This window comes from Ruegeria sp. CF5 (assembly GCF_056537325.1).
The window spans coordinates 244,013-260,069 of sequence record NZ_JBQFRI010000007.1; the positions used below are offsets into that span (position 1 = coordinate 244,013).

17 protein-coding genes are annotated in these 16,057 nt (G+C 57.2%); 4 read left to right on the forward strand and 13 right to left on the reverse strand.

Features of this window, described 5'->3' with window-relative positions; genetic code table 11:
* Position 1 precedes the first annotated feature (1 nt).
* The 3 genes from ACR0NW_RS17185 to clpS are packed head-to-tail and all read right to left on the reverse strand — an operon-like array spanning position 2 to position 2,199.
* A complete protein-coding gene (locus ACR0NW_RS17185; protein WP_480451342.1) occupies positions 2-802 on the reverse strand; it encodes an SDR family NAD(P)-dependent oxidoreductase in 801 nt (266 codons plus the stop codon).
* A 37-nt stretch (positions 803-839) separates the two neighbouring features.
* Positions 840-1,805 (reverse strand): class I SAM-dependent methyltransferase, encoded by a 966-nt coding sequence (locus ACR0NW_RS17190; RefSeq protein WP_480451340.1) that lies wholly within the window; start codon positions 1,803-1,805, stop codon positions 840-842.
* Positions 1,806-1,857: 52 nt separating this feature from the next.
* Positions 1,858-2,199 (reverse strand): ATP-dependent Clp protease adapter ClpS, encoded by a 342-nt coding sequence (gene clpS / locus ACR0NW_RS17195; protein ID WP_170657365.1) that lies wholly within the window; start codon positions 2,197-2,199, stop codon positions 1,858-1,860.
* 91 nt (positions 2,200-2,290) lie between these two features.
* Here clpS and ACR0NW_RS17200 point away from each other — a divergent pair, with 91 nt between their 5' ends.
* Together ACR0NW_RS17200 and ACR0NW_RS17205 are read left to right on the forward strand one after the other, a co-directional pair.
* Positions 2,291-2,992: an HAD family hydrolase gene (locus ACR0NW_RS17200; protein ID WP_480451339.1), complete on the forward strand. Its 702-nt coding sequence runs from the start codon at positions 2,291-2,293 to the stop codon at positions 2,990-2,992.
* Between the two features lie 279 nt (positions 2,993-3,271).
* Complete coding sequence (locus ACR0NW_RS17205) at positions 3,272-4,672, forward strand: D-alanyl-D-alanine carboxypeptidase family protein (RefSeq protein ID WP_480451337.1); 1,401 nt, start codon at positions 3,272-3,274, stop codon at positions 4,670-4,672.
* Between the two features lie 67 nt (positions 4,673-4,739).
* Here the strand turns inward: ACR0NW_RS17205 and ACR0NW_RS17210 are convergent, their stop codons facing one another.
* The 9 genes from ACR0NW_RS17210 to ACR0NW_RS17250 all read right to left on the reverse strand — a co-directional run bounded on the left by ACR0NW_RS17210 (position 4,740) and on the right by ACR0NW_RS17250 (position 12,861).
* Positions 4,740-5,036: a hypothetical protein gene (locus ACR0NW_RS17210; RefSeq protein WP_480451335.1), complete on the reverse strand. Its 297-nt coding sequence runs from the start codon at positions 5,034-5,036 to the stop codon at positions 4,740-4,742.
* A 127-nt stretch (positions 5,037-5,163) separates the two neighbouring features.
* A complete protein-coding gene (locus ACR0NW_RS17215) occupies positions 5,164-5,925 on the reverse strand; it encodes a LamB/YcsF family protein (protein WP_480451333.1) in 762 nt (253 codons plus the stop codon).
* Positions 5,926-5,936: 11 nt separating this feature from the next.
* Positions 5,937-6,935 carry a 5-oxoprolinase subunit C family protein gene (locus ACR0NW_RS17220; RefSeq protein ID WP_480451331.1) on the reverse strand — a complete coding sequence of 333 codons (999 nt, stop codon included), beginning with the start codon at positions 6,933-6,935 and terminating at the stop codon, positions 5,937-5,939.
* Complete coding sequence (locus tag ACR0NW_RS17225; protein WP_480451329.1) at positions 6,932-7,681, reverse strand: 5-oxoprolinase subunit B family protein; 750 nt, start codon at positions 7,679-7,681, stop codon at positions 6,932-6,934. The genes ACR0NW_RS17220 and ACR0NW_RS17225 overlap by 4 nt, the downstream gene beginning before the upstream one ends.
* A complete protein-coding gene (locus tag ACR0NW_RS17230; protein ID WP_480451327.1) occupies positions 7,668-8,591 on the reverse strand; it encodes a hypothetical protein in 924 nt (307 codons plus the stop codon). Before ACR0NW_RS17230 ends, ACR0NW_RS17225 begins: the two co-directional genes overlap by 14 nt.
* 68 nt (positions 8,592-8,659) lie before the next feature.
* Positions 8,660-9,976: a TRAP transporter large permease subunit gene (locus ACR0NW_RS17235; RefSeq protein WP_170657381.1), complete on the reverse strand. Its 1,317-nt coding sequence runs from the start codon at positions 9,974-9,976 to the stop codon at positions 8,660-8,662.
* Between the two features lie 3 nt (positions 9,977-9,979).
* On the reverse strand, positions 9,980-10,513 hold the full coding sequence (locus tag ACR0NW_RS17240; RefSeq protein ID WP_170657384.1) for a TRAP transporter small permease: 534 nt from the start codon (positions 10,511-10,513) through the stop codon (positions 9,980-9,982).
* A 63-nt stretch (positions 10,514-10,576) separates the two neighbouring features.
* Positions 10,577-11,560, reverse strand: a complete 984-nt coding sequence (locus tag ACR0NW_RS17245) for a TRAP transporter substrate-binding protein (protein WP_170657387.1) — start codon at positions 11,558-11,560, stop codon at positions 10,577-10,579.
* A gap of 38 nt (positions 11,561-11,598) precedes the next feature.
* Complete coding sequence (locus ACR0NW_RS17250) at positions 11,599-12,861, reverse strand: NAD(P)/FAD-dependent oxidoreductase (RefSeq protein WP_480451324.1); 1,263 nt, start codon at positions 12,859-12,861, stop codon at positions 11,599-11,601.
* 120 nt (positions 12,862-12,981) lie between these two features.
* Here ACR0NW_RS17250 and ACR0NW_RS17255 point away from each other — a divergent pair, with 120 nt between their 5' ends.
* Positions 12,982-13,497, forward strand: a complete 516-nt coding sequence (locus ACR0NW_RS17255) for a winged helix DNA-binding protein (protein WP_170657394.1) — start codon at positions 12,982-12,984, stop codon at positions 13,495-13,497.
* Between the two features lie 11 nt (positions 13,498-13,508).
* On the opposite strand, the gene ACR0NW_RS17260 is transcribed toward ACR0NW_RS17255, so the two are convergent.
* The gene (locus ACR0NW_RS17260; RefSeq protein WP_480451322.1) at positions 13,509-14,633 is read right to left on the reverse strand and encodes an enolase C-terminal domain-like protein; all 1,125 of its coding nucleotides are present in this window, start codon (positions 14,631-14,633) and stop codon (positions 13,509-13,511) included.
* 100 nt (positions 14,634-14,733) lie between these two features.
* Between ACR0NW_RS17260 and ACR0NW_RS17265 the strand changes: the two genes are divergently transcribed.
* A complete protein-coding gene (locus ACR0NW_RS17265; RefSeq protein ID WP_480451320.1) occupies positions 14,734-15,648 on the forward strand; it encodes a LysR family transcriptional regulator in 915 nt (304 codons plus the stop codon).
* Positions 15,649-16,057: the final 409 nt, after the last annotated feature.

Consider the following 16,057-nt stretch of genomic DNA (forward strand, 5'->3'; position numbering starts at 1 on the left):
ATCAGTGTGCCGGTGCTGCGACGGGATCAAGCAGAGTGCGCCCACCGTCAATTGTGAGAATCTGGCCGGTCATGAAACCCGCCGCGTCCGAGGCAAGGAACTGCGCGGTTTCCACCAACTCGGTGGGTGCTGCAATACGCGACAGGGGCGTGTGCTTTTCGATATCCTCGCGAAAGTCCCGGTTGTCTTTCAAGGTCGAGCGCAGAGAGGCGCTCATGACCGAACCCAACGCAATGGAGTTCACGCGAATGCGGTTGGGGGCCAGAGCAACAGCAAGCGAGCGCGTCATCTGATCCTGCGCCGCCGTGGAAACCGAATAGGCCATCAGGTCGGGGTGTGTGCGGCGCGCGGCAATAGACGACAGGTTGATGATTGATCCTGCCGGCTCCTCATCGTCATCACCCGCCTGCTTGATCATGCGTCTGGCGACCAGTTGGCTCAGCCTCAGGGCTGGCATCAGGTTCTGGTTCAGCAGGGTTCGGACCGAGTCATCTTCTACATCCAGCGGATCGGACTGGATAACTTGCCGGGCTCCGTTCACCAGAATGTCTACCTGATCGAACGCGTCGATGGTGGCCGACAGCAGATTGGCAATGGTCAGCTTTTCGCGCAGATCGCCCGCAAAATAACGGATATTGCTATCGTCCGCCTGCTCGCCCAGTTCCTCGGTCAGGCGCTTTTCGTCCATATCCGCGAACATCACATTCGCCCCGGCATCTGCAAAGTGGCGACCGATGGCCAGCCCGATGCCGTTAGCTCCGCCAGTGACGATGGCGGTTTTGCCCGCGATGGAAAACGACATGAAGTTCCTCCTGAGTTGCGGCGCAGGTTAGCCGGGATCACCGCCGGGGGCGAGAGGCGTGAAGCACCTTGAACCGATTGTCGCCGGTTACTTCCTCGACTTGTGCAAAAGCGTCGGTCAGATTGGTTTCATAAGGCAGGTGACGGTTGGCCACCATCCAAAGATTGCCAGATCGCGTCAGGTTGCGTGCGGCGGCTGCAATAAATCCCTGACCCAATGACGGATCTGCACTGCGCGATGTGTGAAAAGGCGGGTTCATTACTATCGTATTGACGGGCTCCGGTGCGGTCCAGGTTGTGGCATCCGCCCAGTGAAACCGGGCGCGGGGGTCCTGAACATTTTCTTGTGCGCAAATCAGTGCAGTGTGATCAGCTTCGACCAGATGAATGGACGTGATGCTTTCGTCATGCAGTAGTCCTGCTGACAGTGCCCCCCACCCAGCTCCTAGATCGGCGATCCTGGCCCCGAGTTTGTTTGGTAACGCCTTCAGCAACAGGGCCGATGCGGGATCAAGACCATCAGCAGAAAACACTCCAGGCGCGGTCCGATATCCATCCGCCAGCATTGTGTCCGGTGCGGCCCAATCTGTGAAAACATCGGCGTCGGATGGAAACCAGAAAATCTTGCCATGTGACTTGGCAATTGGTCCTTCAACGGCAACACGTTTGCGAATTTCCTTTAGTAGGCTGTCCACACCGTCCGTCTTGCCACCGTCAACAACAACAAGGCCAGAGGCCCGACGACACGCATCGGAAATCATTGCCTTTGCCAGTGCCTTGGCGCGTGGCAGGAAAAGAACTGCGTCGCGACAAGGTTCGGCCGTTTCGGGTACAACCTCAAAACCTTGCGCTGCGAAATGATCGTGGAAGGGTTTGAACGGCTGCACGATCTGGGCTCCGAGGGGCAGGGACGACAGATCATGCGCCGGAGTCGGCAAAACTACCGACAGGGGGCCGGACAGGTTCAGACCGCGTTCTACAGCCAGACTCAGACGAGGGGACATAGTCATTTCCGCAAAGACATTCGGGGTGAGCCGGTGCAGCTCTAAAACCGCCTCAGTCTTCCCTTTCCATGGTGCATTGCAGGGGATGTTGATGCCTGCGGGCGAAATCCATGACTTGCCCGACCTTGGTCTCGGCAATCTCGTGGCTGAACACGCCAACAACAGCCACGCCCTTTTTGTGGACCGTCAACATGATTTCGAACGCCTGCGCATGTGACATGCCAAAGAACCGCTCCAGCACGTGAACCACGAATTCCATCGGCGTATAGTCATCGTTCAGCAGCAGCACCTTGTAAAGCGGAGGCCGCTTGGTCTTGGGGCGAGTCTGTACAAGGACGGACGTATTGTCATCGTCGTCCGGATTATCCGACATTTTCCAAGGCTCTGGCAGCATGATTGCAACTGTCCGATTCAGGGTTCGAATTGATAGAGCGCTTATATAACCTTAGCGCAACGAGAGAAAAGAGGAAGCAGGCGAGTTCGGTATGAGACAAAAGCTCACGACTGTGGGTTTCGATGCGGACGATACCCTTTGGCACAACGAACGGTTCTTTCAGCTGACTCAGACCCATTTCGCCGGGTTGCTGGCGGATTATGCAGAAAAAGATCATCTGATGGATCGTCTGCTGGAGGCTGAAAAACGAAACATCCGCCACTATGGCTATGGGATCAAAGGATTTACGCTTTCGATGATCGAGACCGCCATCGACGTAACTGACAACCGGGTTCCCGCCTCGGTCATCCGACAGTTGATCGAAGCGGGGCAGGAGATGCTGAGGCATCCCATCGAACTGTTGCCCCACGCCCGCGAGGCGGTCGAGGCAGTGGCGGAAACACACCGTGTTCTTCTGATCACCAAAGGCGATCTGATTGATCAGGAGCGAAAGCTGGCGCAGTCGGGATTGGGTGAGTTGTTCGACGAAGTTGAAATCGTTTCCGAAAAAACGCCGGAAACATACACAACCATCTTCCGGCGGCATGGGCATGGCGCTGCCGCATCCATGATGGTGGGAAACTCTATGCGATCAGACGTGGTCGCGCCCCTTCGGGCTGGATGTTGGGCTGTTCACGTTCCACATGGATTGGTCTGGGAAATCGAACATGCCGAGGTGCCGGACGGCGAGCAACGGTATCGGCAATTGCCTGACCTCAAAGGCCTCTCCGTGTTGGTAAAGGCGTTATCATGACCTGTTGCAGTTCTGTACCATCCGTCAGGAAATGTACCGGACTTCGGTCAAAATCCTGCCATCATCCCCGGTTTTGTGTGTTGCCGGGTAGCAGGCACAAGATTTCGTAGGTCCGTAATACATAATTTGATCCCCAAAAACACAGCTTACAGTTTCTTTCGCAGCTTTGCTGTGATAGCCTTGAGACAATAAAATCAATTTTGCCGACCAGGAAAACCTGGCGGCGCGAGGCAGACAGAGGCAAAGATCGTGCAGATTCGGCGGACAGTTCCGGCCCGAATGGGCCTATTTCTCATAGTATTGTCGTGGCTTGTTCTTATCATGCCGGTGAAAGTTATGGCCGCGCCATATGCGGCCATGGTGATCGACGCGCGCACCGGTGAGGTGCTGCATTCCAGAAATGCTGACGCGCGGCTTCACCCGGCATCCCTGACCAAGATGATGACGCTCTACATCGCGTTTGAAGCGGTGCGAAACGGTGAAATCACGTTGGATACCCCGGTCCGTATTACGCAGAAGGCCGCGTCAGAGCCGCCGTCTAAGCTGGGTCTGCGCAGCGGCCAGACCATTGCTTTTCGGTATTTGATCCGTGCCGCGGCAGTGAAATCCGCCAATGATGCGGCGACAGCAATTGGTATCGCACTCAGCGGGTCCGAAGCGGCGTTTGCGCGCCGTATGACACGGACGGCCAAGGCGATGGGCATGACGCGAACGACCTTCAAGAACGCGCATGGTCTGACCGAGGCCGGGCATCTGTCCTCGGCCCGTGACATGACCACTTTGGGTCGCCATTTGCTGTATGACTATCCACAATACTACAACCTGTTTTCGCGGCAATCGACGCACGCGGGGATCAAGACGGTTCCCAACACCAACCGCCGCCTTTTGGCCGCCTACAAAGGTGCCGATGGGATCAAGACAGGTTACACACGTGCAGCCGGCTTTAATCTGGTCGCGTCAGCCAAGCGGGGGAACGAACGGGTCATCGCAACTGTTTTTGGCGGTAAATCCGGCGCGTCCCGTAACGCCAAGGTCGCTGAATTGCTCGACCTCGGGTTTCGCCGGGCTCCTTCGCGGGCGCCCATCCGCAAACCTGCGCGGCCCCGTTATGCGGGCAATGCCGGGCTGGAAGGTCTGAGCAATGCCGTGCGTCTTGTCGGCGCTCCACAAAAAAGCCTTCGCCCGGTTCTGCGGCCGGGCATCGGTACGCCGATTCAGGTTGCTGGGACGGTTGCAGAAACCGCAGCTAAAAACGGCACGCGCATTCAGGCGGGCATTGCCGCAGCAATTGCGGCTGCGGACATCGCGCCCACTGCACCGCCGGTCGAAAGCTCTGACACCCGTCCGGCGCTGCGGCCTGAAAATCTGGTTCTGGCTTCGACCGATCCGGCCACTCAGCCCGAGCCTGAACAAGAGGTCGTTACCCGCCTGTCCACATCGGGCGGCCATCTTTGGGGTGTAAATGTCGGTCGCTACACCACGCGGTATGAAGCCGAGAAAATTCTGCTGCGAACAGCGTTAGCCGAAATGACCACACTGGATGGTACTCTGCGAAAAGTGAACCAAAGCTCTCGTGGCTTTGATGCTACGTTCCAGGGAATGACACGGGAGCAGGCTGATCTGGCCTGTCGCCGACTGAAGGCCCGCAACGTCACCTGTTTCATGATCGGGCCATCATAAGGTCCGGCATTCTCTCCTGAAGAACATTGGCTGCGAAAGAAATTTCGCAGCCCTTTTTTTGCAGGGGTTAGACCAACAACATCGCCCGAGAGTTCAGTGCGAGTTCGGGAACACAATAGGCATATGTCCGGTCCTTTCTGTTCTCGATCATCGCGATCTGCCAAAACTCCGGCAAACTGCTTGCGCCCGTCTTTTGCGAGGCTTTGATACGCACAATGTCGCCTTCGGATACTCTGGCCTGAAGGTCGCGTGACAGGTGAACCAAAGCGAGTTTTCTTCGCAGGTTGTCAGGCTGGCAGGTAAGGGTTTCAATTTCCATCCGGCTGTCTTGGAAGGAAAGATTTTGATCCGCATTCAGGTTCATCAAACACCTCCGGCATCAAGATTAATTGACCTAAGCCAGAGATTTGGGTCGCCATGCAGATGCCTGCATTCGATTTGGTGCCAGTTTCTTGTTTGGTCGTGCCAATCGTCTGTGAAACACCCGAAACTCAACGCGTGAACTTTGTCACCTCGACGCCTCCTCCGATCAGGCAGTCGCGCACCGAACGGGCTATCTGGACGGCCGTTGGCCCATCACCATGCAGGCAGATGGTGTCGATCGACGTTTCCAGATGCTTGCCGCTTTCTGTGATGATGGCGCCCTGACGCACCATGTTCAGGATGCGCGGGCCGGCAATTTCGGGGTCGTGGATTACCGCGCCGGGCAGGCTGCGGTCGACCAGAGTGCCGTCGTCGTTGTACGCGCGGTCGGCAAAAATCTCGCCCACCCATTTGCAACCCAGTTCACGAACCGCCTCTTCCTGTTTGGTGACGGCCAGAACCATGATGATGATATCGGGGTCTACATCCAGAGCGCCTTGATAACAGGCGCGGGCCATGTCGATATCGACCGAGCACATATTGGCCAGTGCGCCATGCAGTTTCAGGTGTCGTACACTGGTTCCGACTGCCGCAGCCATGCCTTTTGCCGCGCCCAACTGATAGCGAACCAGGTTGCGCAGGCTTTCATGCGGCACCTTCATGTTGCGGCGCCCAAACCCCTGCAGATCAGGAAAACCGGGATGCGCACCGATTCCGACACCGTTTTCTGCGGCCAGTTTCATCGTCGACGACATAACGTCCGGGTCGCCTGCGTGAAAGCCGCAGGCGATATTGGCCGACGTGATGATTTTCAGAAGGCTTGCATCATCCCCCATATTCCAAGGGCCGAAACTTTCCCCCATATCGGCATTCAAATCGACGCGGCTCATCGGCACACTCCTCAGTCGTTGGCAGAGATCATTCCGTCGATCAATTGGTAGGACAGAAGATCCGGGATGTCATGCGGGTCGCGAACCAAAGGTTCAACGCGGCGCGCCAGCTGGTCAAGATCTTTGGTGAAGGCCGTGTGCAACGTCGTTGCCTCGTTCAGCGTGACGAACTGGAACCTGACCCTGTTTCCGGCGGGCGTTTGTGCGGCGCGCGGCATGTCGCAAGGCAGAACCGTTGCAATTCGTGGATAGCCGCCTGTCGTCTGACATTCCGGCAAAAGGATGAACGGGTTACCTGTACCCGTCATCTGAATATCACCCGGGGTGATGACCTCGGACAGGATGTTCAGTTGACCTGTAGCGGCAAAGCCTTCTCCGTCATTCTCCAGTTGCATTCCCATCCGGTTGGCACGTGGTCCGCGATTGAACTCGGTTTGGGTGAAACGCTCGAGTGTCGCTTCGTCGAACATTGCTGTCTGGAAACTGGAGATGACACGCAATACCCCGCCCGAGAACCGGTCGGACGGCAAAAGCTTCATGCCAGTTTCGCCTGAATCCCGGCCAGTTGGAACAAGGTCCCCGGCCTCAACTGCACGTCCGACCTTGGCCGTCAGATGTGCAGAGCGGGAGCCAAGAAATACGTCACTGGCGATTCCGCCGCCAACATGCAGATAGCCATAGCTGCCTTTTAGCACCGAACCGATCGTCAGTCTTTGACCCATGGTCAGCAGATGCGAGGCATTCCAGAGAACCGGTGAGCCATCAATGCTGGCCTGCATCGGCGCGCCGGTTAATGCGATGCGTGTGTCTTTGGTGGCCTCGAACTCTCCGCCCATTCCAGCCATTTCCAGCGCGGCGAGTGTGGGGCTCTGACCCAGCAGGGCGGCGCCTTCGTGCAACGCCAGAATGTCGGCAGCGCCCGAGCGTGAAAGGCCTTGATCCAGATAACCCTGTCGACCCTGATCCTGAATGGTGCAGGCTGGGCCAACTCGGTGGACGATCAGGCTCATGCTGCAATCTCCTGAAAGGTTGCGCCGCCAAAACCATCTCCGTTGTCGTTGCGAATGCGTTCCAGTTCGTCCCGGCTAACCGGTTCAAACAGCATCTCGTCGCCGGGATTCAGGGCAAAGCTCTGCTCCATTTCGGGTCGAAAGCACCGGAACGCCGTCTGTCCGATGTGTCGCCAGCCGGTCGGTGTCGGGCCCGAAAACAACACAAATTGTGAGATCGCAAGAACCAGTGCGCCCTCAGGCACCATCGGGTTCAACTCCTTTAGGCGGGGAATGTTGAACTCAGGTCCCAATGGGCCAAGGTAAGGCTGGCCCGGGGCAAAACCGATCGTCAGAACGCGAACCCGGGTCTGGCTGAGCCTGCGCACGGCTTCGTCGCTGGAAAGTCCGGCGGCTGCGGCGGCTTCATCCAGTTGTGGGGCTAAGTCAGTGCCATAGACCGTAGGAACCCGCCACAGTTTGCGACCTGTGGGCAGGGGAGCCGCGTACCAGTCGCGCTGGGTCAGAATCTTGTCCAGCTGCGTTTTGATTGTATCGTGCGACACCCGTGTGACGTCGAAGCGCAGGTAGGCTGATGCAAGTGAGGTGGAGGTTTCGATCACACCATCCAGCGCATGGCTTTCCAAGGCGCCGCGAAACGCCAGCGCTGCCCGGTTCGACGTTTCCGTCATTGTGTTGGCGAAGGTGACAAGCATGCCGTCTAGCCCGACATTGCGCACCATGGGAAAGAGATCAGCGTGGGTCATACAGCCTCCGCATGAGGGTAGGGGTCAGATACATCGGGAACTGGTAGCAGCCAAGAAAGATCAGCAGCGGATCAGTCGTCTCGGGCGGCAGGGCCACAAAGAACAAGGCAAAGTTCCGGTTTCCCGCGACAATTGCTGTAGGAACCGCGTCTGATCGCCCCTTCGCCTTCAGGATGGCATAGGTCACAATCTGCATTCCGAAATTGACGCCAAACGCTGCAGTCAGCCAGAAACCAAGTTCGGCGGGGTCGCGCTCGAATGCAGGGCGGATCGCGGACATTAACCCAACGACTACGATTGCCAGCACGATGACTGTCAGACCGTCGGTCGCCCTGCGTTGATCGACATTCATGGATCGAAAACCCCAGTGGCGCAAAGCAAAGCCTAAGGATGCGGCCAACAGGATCACCGCCAGTAGGCGGATGGCGGCAAGCAGCACCGAAGACAACGCGCCGAACTGCGGCAACAGCCAGAAAACCGGAATGCAGGTAAGCGGCAGAATGGCGGTTCCTACAATAAGAAGGCGCAACGCCGGGGCGGGCTCATGATTCAGGAGGATCGAAAAATTGGCCGAGCCGGTGACCGATGGCGCGGCCAGCATTAATGCGACCGCAAGGGCCAGTGGTGTTAATGGCAGTCCTGAAACAAGAAATCCGGACAGGAAAAGCACCGGCAGCGCCAGTTGCAATGCCAATGCAGTTATGGTGGTCCTGGCTAGGGCACCAAGGTTTTCGACAGTTTCCACCGGACCGATGCGGAATGCAGTCAAGAATAGCAGCAGCGCCACAAGTTCTGGAATCCAGTGCCGCAGGGTTTCTGCCGTGCCCGGGAATGCAACACCAGCAACCAGACCTGCGATCAGGCCAAGTTTCCCGTGGCGAGCGATGAAAGTAAGGCAGGAAAGGATCATGGCCCCGGGCCGATGAATTAAAGATGCGCCGGCCCCATTGGGGCCAGCGTGTGTCGTTTGTCAGCGCGTCAGCCCCCGCCGGGCGCCTGTCTGATATTCTCGGGCAGCCAGGTCGCGATCTCGGGGAAGGCGATCAGCACAAAGACCATCAGGACCATGATCAGGAACATCGGGAAGGCCGCGCGGGCGATAAAGCCCATTTCGTGGTTCGTCATGCCCTGCAATACGAACAGGTTGAACCCGATCGGCGGAGTGATCTGGGCCATCTCAACCACGACGACGATGAAGATGCCAAACCAGATCAGGTCGATGCCGGCCTGTCGGACCATCGGTTCAACAACCGCCATCGTCAGAACGACCGATGAGATGCCATCGAGGAACATGCCCAACACGATGTAAAAGACCAGCAACACCATCAGCAGTTCGAACCGGCTGAGCTCCAGCTGTGCGATCAGATCAGCCAATCCGCGCGGCAACCCTGTAAAGCCCATCGACAGCGACAAGAAGGCCGCACCCGCCAAAATCAGCGCAATCATCGCACTGGTGCGGGTGGCCCCCATCAGACTTTCCGTGAAGGTCTGCCAGGTGAGCGAACCCTGTGACGCGGCGAGGATCAGGCCTCCAATGACGCCGAACGCGGCAGCTTCGGTCGCGGTTGCATAGCCCAGGTACATCGACCCGATCACCACAAGGATGAGGCAGATTACCGGCAACAGAAAGCGCGAGTTCGACAGCCTTTGCCCAAATGTCAGAGGTGGCTCCTGGGCCGGGTTCCAGTTCTTCGACACCCGCGACGTGATCGCCACATAGGCCATGAACATCGACGCCAGGACGAGGCCGGGCAAAATCCCTGCGAAGAACAGCTTGGAAATCGACTCGTTGATGGTCACGCCATAGACGATCAGCGTCAGCGAGGGCGGGATCATAAGACCCAGCGTTGCCGCACCCGCCAGCGTACCGATGATCATCGGTTCGGGGTATTCGCGCTTGCGCAATTCGGGGATCGACATTTTACCGACCGTGGTCAGCGTTGCGGCGGATGAACCCGATACCGCAGCGAACACGGTACAGCCCACGATGTTTGTGTGAACCAACCCGCCGGGCAAGCCTGCCATCCACGGGGCGAGGCCCTTGAACATGTCTTCGGACAATCGCGTTCGATACAGGATTTCACCCATCCAGATGAACAGCGGCAAGGCGGTCAGGGTCCACGAGGACGACGACGTCCAAATTGTGGTCAACATCACGTCGCCGACAGGGCGCGTGGTGAACAGTTCCATCCCGACCCAGGCGACGCCCATCAGGGCAAGTCCAACCCAGACGCCGCTGCCCAGCAGCAGGAACAGAACGAAGAGAAACAGGATGATGATCGAAAAATCTTCCATGATTTACTCTCCAAAGCTCTGATCGACGAGATCACGCTTGATCCGGTGGTCGCCGTTGAAGATGAGACTGATCAGGTGGTCCGTCAGCGCAATGGCAAGGATCACCGCGCCGATCAGCATGATGGATTGCGGTATCCAAAGCGCGGTTCTGTCCTGTCCCTGACTGATATCGTTGAACTTCCACGACCAGTAGACGAACTTGGCGCAGTAGCGGACGAAGTACCAGGCGATTGCCGTGCCGATAGCAAAGCACCAAATATTGATGATCCTTTGCGTTTTGGGGCCGACTGCATTCAGCAGGATGGACACGCGGATATGGGCGCCACGATTGAGCGCGTTTGCAAAGGCCAGGAACGAGGCTGCAGCCATCGCGTAGCCTGCATAATCCGGCGCGCCGGGAAATACCTCACCCGTCCAGCGGGCCACCATCTGGATCACGATCAACGCGAGGATCGCGATCAGGCAGAGTGCAGCCATAACACCGGCGCCGAGGTACAGAAAATCAAGGGCGGAGCGAAGCCGCTGGGCCATGGTCATGATGCCCCCCTGTTTGTTTTATTTGGGATTGGGGGCGGACCCGTAGCCCGCCCCGGTCCGGAATTATTCCGACTTGGATGCCTGGAACGCTTCGACAATGGCCTTGCCATCATCGCCCGCGGCTTCCAGCCATTCGGCGGTCATGGTTTCGCCGATCTGCTGCAGCTCACCCTTCATCTGATCGCTGGCTTTGGATACGGTCATACCGCCATCCGTCAGACCTTTGAGCGTGAAGTCTGTATATTGCACAGCGCGCCATGTTCCGGCGTATTCAGCCAACTCGGCACAGGCGTGAATCACGGCCTTGTTCTTGTCGGATACGCCCGACCAAGTGTCCGAGTTCACCATGATGTAGTTCCGTGGCAGCCAAGCATCTACTTCATAGAAGTAGTTCAGGCTTTCCCAGACCTTGCGGTCATAACCGGTTGCCCCCGAGCTGACCATTGAATCCGCTACACCGGTGGCAAAGGCCTGACTGATTTCGGCGGCTTCGATGGTCACCGGCAGCATCCCCGTCAGTTCGGCCAGACGCGCGGTGGCGTTGTTGTACGAACGGAACTTGATGCCTTCCATGTCCGCGACCGAGTTCACCTCGTCCCGGAAATACAGCCCCTGCGGCGGCCACGGCACCGAGTAGAGCAGCGTCAGGTTTTGATCGGCCAGCACTTTTTCAAGTGTCGGCTTTGCCGCCTGCCACAGCTTGTCAGCATCGTCAAAGGAGGTTGCAAGGAACGGAATCGAATCCACACCAAAGATGGCGTTTTCGTTCTGGTGGCCGGACAGCAGACGCTCACCAATCGGCACCTGGCCGGTCTGGATTGCGCGTTTGATCTGTGCGCCGGGGAACAGCGAACCCGACGGGTGAGTGACGATCTCGATCTCGCCTTGCGTGCCAGTGGTGACGCATTTGGCGAATTCCGCACCGGTCACCGAATGAAAGTTCGAACCGGAATAGGCCATGGGCATGTCCCATTTTTCGGCAAATGCCGGTGCGGCTGCCGCTGCGGTCAACGCCGTTGCGGTCATCAGTTGAGCAATCTTCTTCATGCTTTTCTCCCTGTTTGGTTAGTTCTTAGTGCCTGTTTTCAGTTTCCGGCCTTCGTATACCGTGCCGGTGAATAGACGCTCAGGTCAACATTGGGTTGCCGTCCCGAGATGAGTTGAGCCAGCAGGCGGCCGGTCTTTGGTCCGCCTGTCAGCCCAATGTGATGATGTCCAAAGCCGGTGAACGCGCCCTTTATGTGAGGCAGCTCGCCGATCACCGGAATGGAGTCGGCTGGTGCCGGACGATGGCCCAACCAGTCAGTGACATTCGAGGCTTTCAGATCCGGGAATACCGCCTTTGCGCTTTTGTGCAGCAGTTCAATAGGGGCGTCCGATGCGCCGGCTTCGGTACCACCGAATTCAACCACACCGGCCAGCCGCAAACGGCCATCCATCGGGGTGGCCACGATTTTCCGGGAAGCCACCATGACAGGCGCCTTCGGCATGATCGACGGGTCCCAGAACTCCAGATGGTATCCGCGTTCTGATTCAAGCGGAACGTTCAGGCCCAGCTTTTTTGCCAATGGGCCAGACCAGACCCCGGTGGCGATCACTGCCGCGTCACACGGGATATTCTGCCCTGCCGCGCGTACGGCAATGACCTTGCCGTTTTCATGAACAACATCCTCGGCATCGGCTTTGACCAGTTGGCCTCCCTGCGCCTGAAAGTGGCCAGCCAGATCTTTGACATACTGACCGGGGTCCGCGATCCTTCCATGGTCTTTCAGCCGCGCCGCAAAGTTGAGATCGGAGGCGAAGGCCGGATCATATTCGTGAAACTCTGCCCCCTCCAACTCATCCCAGGTGAATCCGTGCTGCCGCCGCAATCCCCAACCAAAGGCATCACCCTTAAAATGGTTCCTGTCGTCGTAGATGAACAGGTAATCTGACGGCACGATCCACTTTTCGGCGCCTGTGCCTTCCGCCAAGGCCAGATGATCCTGAAGGCTGTCGCCGACGATGGGAGCAAGCGCGGCAGCGATCCGGCTGGCTTCGTTCGCATTGGCATGGCTGAGATACTTCATCAGCCACGGCGCCAGTTTCGGCAGGTACCCCCATTTCAGAAACAGCGGCTGGTTAGGGTCAAAAAGCATCCGTGGCGCTTTTTTAAGAAGGCCCGGAACCGTTACCGGAACGATCGAGCAGGATGCCAGAATTCCGCCGTTACCAAACGAGGTTCCCTCGGCCGGTCCCTTGCGGTCGATCAGCACAACCTGATGACCATCGCGCTGCAGCCAGATGGCCGTGGATACGCCGACAATTCCGGCACCGATGATGGCGATGGTCTTGGGTTGCTCAGTCATTGCTTTCTCCGAGCGCACATATTGCGCCCAATTCGCGAATCCGTTCCGGGCAGAGTGACACACTTTGACAATACGTCAACAAATTGTTGACAAAATGCGTGCATCTCATAGGCTCCACCTATGTCTGGATCTACATTTGGCCCAATCGTGTCCTCTGCCCATCTTGCCGACGGACCTTTCCCGGAACTGTCCGAATTCGAATTTGGATTGATCGTTGTAAGCCATGCAAACGCGCGCTGGATGGTGCGGGCGATGGATGCAGCAGGTTATTCCGGCTTTTCTGCGCTGGATGTGCTGGTGCTGCATACCGTCCGACACCGGGACAAGCCGAAAAAGCTGGCCGATATTTGTCTTGTCTTGAACGTTGAGGACACGCACACGGTCAATTATTCGGTCAAGAAACTGAGCAAAGTCGGATTGGTGAAGGTGGGCCGTCAAGGCAAGGAAAAGACGGTCGAGGCGACGCCCGAAGGTGTCACCGCCTGCGCGCGCTATAAAGAGGTACGCGAGACCCTTTTGCTTGAGGCGATGCAGGAATGCGGAATCGAACCCGAACAGCTTGGTCGTGTTTCCAGCCTGCTGCGCCTGATGTCGGGCCAGTACGACCAGGCCGCGCGTGCGGCCACCGCATTTTGAGGCAACGGGCCTCACGCTGACCTCCGAACAGCGTAATGATTCAACTTGTCAGTATCGGGCCGCTGCCCCAGGCCCGGCCCATCCGGCACAACGACCTGACCGTCGCGGACCTCAAAAGGCGTTTCCAAGATATCTTCCTTCAGGAAATACGAGGCCTGATAGAACTCGCATCCCAGCGTGATTTCGGGCGTTGCAGCAATCATGTGGGTACCGGCAAGATGCGCCAGCCCAGCTTCGAACATGTCACCGCCATAAGCCATCAGGCCATTTGCGGCAGCCATTCGCGCAACAGTCTGACCACGTGTAAGGCCACCGGACTTCATGATCTTGACCGAAACGCCATCACAGATGCCTTCGCGCGCGGCCCTGACCATATCTTCTGGCCCGAATACGCTTTCGTCGGCAAGCAGGGGCACATCGGTCATGCTTCGTAACTGCGCCATCATGTCAAAGTGGTGAAAGCGGACAGGTTGTTCGATAAAGTCGGGGGAGAACCCGGCGACATCCAGAACCTGTGGAATGGCCTGTTCAATCTCCAGCCCCTGATTGTAGTCGACCCGCACACGAAACTCGGGAAAATCCTGTGCAATGCGCTCAAGCCGCATGATGTCGAAGGCATGATCCTTGAACCCGGTTTTGAGCTTTATCAGACCGACCTTGTCTTCGCGCAGCCGCTCAAGCAGGGCAATATCCGCGTCGAAATCGGGATTGGCGATGGAGCAACTGAGGGGGATCGTGTCGCGGCATTTGCCACCCAGCAATGACCAGACGGGTTGGTCGGTGATGCGTCCGGCAAGATCCAGCAAAGCGGTTTCCAATGCCGCCTTGGCCTCGGTGCAGTGCGCGACCGCCCGGGTCGCCTCTGCCATGATGGCAGCGCGGTCTCCGACCCGCCGCCCGATCACCAAGGGCCGGATATACCGGTCCAGCGCCGCATAGGTCGCCTCGGGTGTCCCGGTGAATACGGACCAAGGTGAGGCTTCGCCATATCCTTGCGCCCCTCCTTCCGCCGTAAGGCGCAGCACCACAATTTCACAAGATCCCTCGACCCGCCCGATGCCATGATCGCGCGCCGAAACAACCGGCAATTCCAAATGCCACAGGTCAAAGCCTGTGATGGTTTGCAACACGCTCACGGTGTCCTCCCTACAGTTGAGGGTAGTGTGATGAGTCCGATCTATCATTTCCAATATAAATTTATGCACAAACCATAAGTTTTGCTGATATACGTTCTGCATGTCCTCATATTTCCGCCACTATCAGGCCTTTCACGCCACCATCGAAAGCGGCACCGTCACGCGCGCTGCCGAGCTGCTTGGTGTATCTCAGCCCGCAATTTCAAACCTTTTGGGGCAATTGGAGCGCCACACTCGGCTTACTCTGTTCGAGCGCAGCCGTGGCCGGTTGCTGCCAACGCCCGAGGCAACGGTTCTGTATGAGGAGATAGATACGGTCGTCCGCGGCCTTGATCACGTAAATCAGGCCGTGCTGGATTTGCAGAACCAAAAAGCAGGGCAGCTACAGGTGGCTACCAATCATGCAATGGCCTTTGGATTTATGCCAGGTGAGATTGCAAGGTTCGCCGCCGGTAAGCCAAATCTGACAATTGCCTTTCAATCCCAATATTCGTCAAAGATTCAGGAGTGGGTGGTAGCTGGCCTGTTCGAGATTGGAATATGCGAACCTCCGGTGCGCCACGACGGGCTTACACAGACGCAGTTCTTCTTTGAAATTATGTGTGCGGTGCCTGAAGACAGCTCATTGGTTGACTATGACGTGCTGACACCAAAACGTTTGGATGATGTACCGTTTATCGTCATGGGTTCTGACCACATGGTGAACCGCCGCGCCCGCGAAGCCTTTCACAGGGATGGGTCGCACATGCGCATCAGGTGTCACACCGATCTGTTCCGAAATGCACTGAATATGGTCAAGCAGGGATTGGGGGTGACGCTTGTCGACCCGTTCACTTTGTCCAGTGACGACCGGAAGGGATATGTTTTGCGCCGGTTCGAGCCGCGAATACTGCTGGATGTCGTTATTGTAACTGCGGCAGGGCGACCTGTTTCCGCGATTGGCAAGCAGTTTCTCAAACAGATATCCGAAAGCATGGAGGAGCTGGCTGTTCCGAGTCTTTTTCAGAGGGGATGAATCGCAAAAGCAGCCTGAAGTTTGCTGTCGAGCATACGGGTAAGTGAATCGCTTTGGTGGGAAACGACTCGGTCCCACTTGTATCCCCCCTTGCGCCGACGCCTATATGTTGTGTTCGAGTCTCGTTTGCACAAAAACCAGTGGGATGGTTTGGCCGGGGTATTGATCGGTTTGAAACCAAAGTGCGTACCTGTATATGAGGTAAGTATATGATTTTATTTTGTTAAACATGGAAAACTAAAAAAGTTCGATGTTGAGTAATTTTGTGCTTGCGGGTTTTGTGGGTAAACCTTAGAACCCCCTTCACCGGCGCTGCTGAGGCGCTTGGGACGCGGCGGAAGCGGCGGAGACGCTCAGGATAGACTGGGGGCATCTGAGGTTATGATTTGGGCGGTTGCGCTGAGTGATT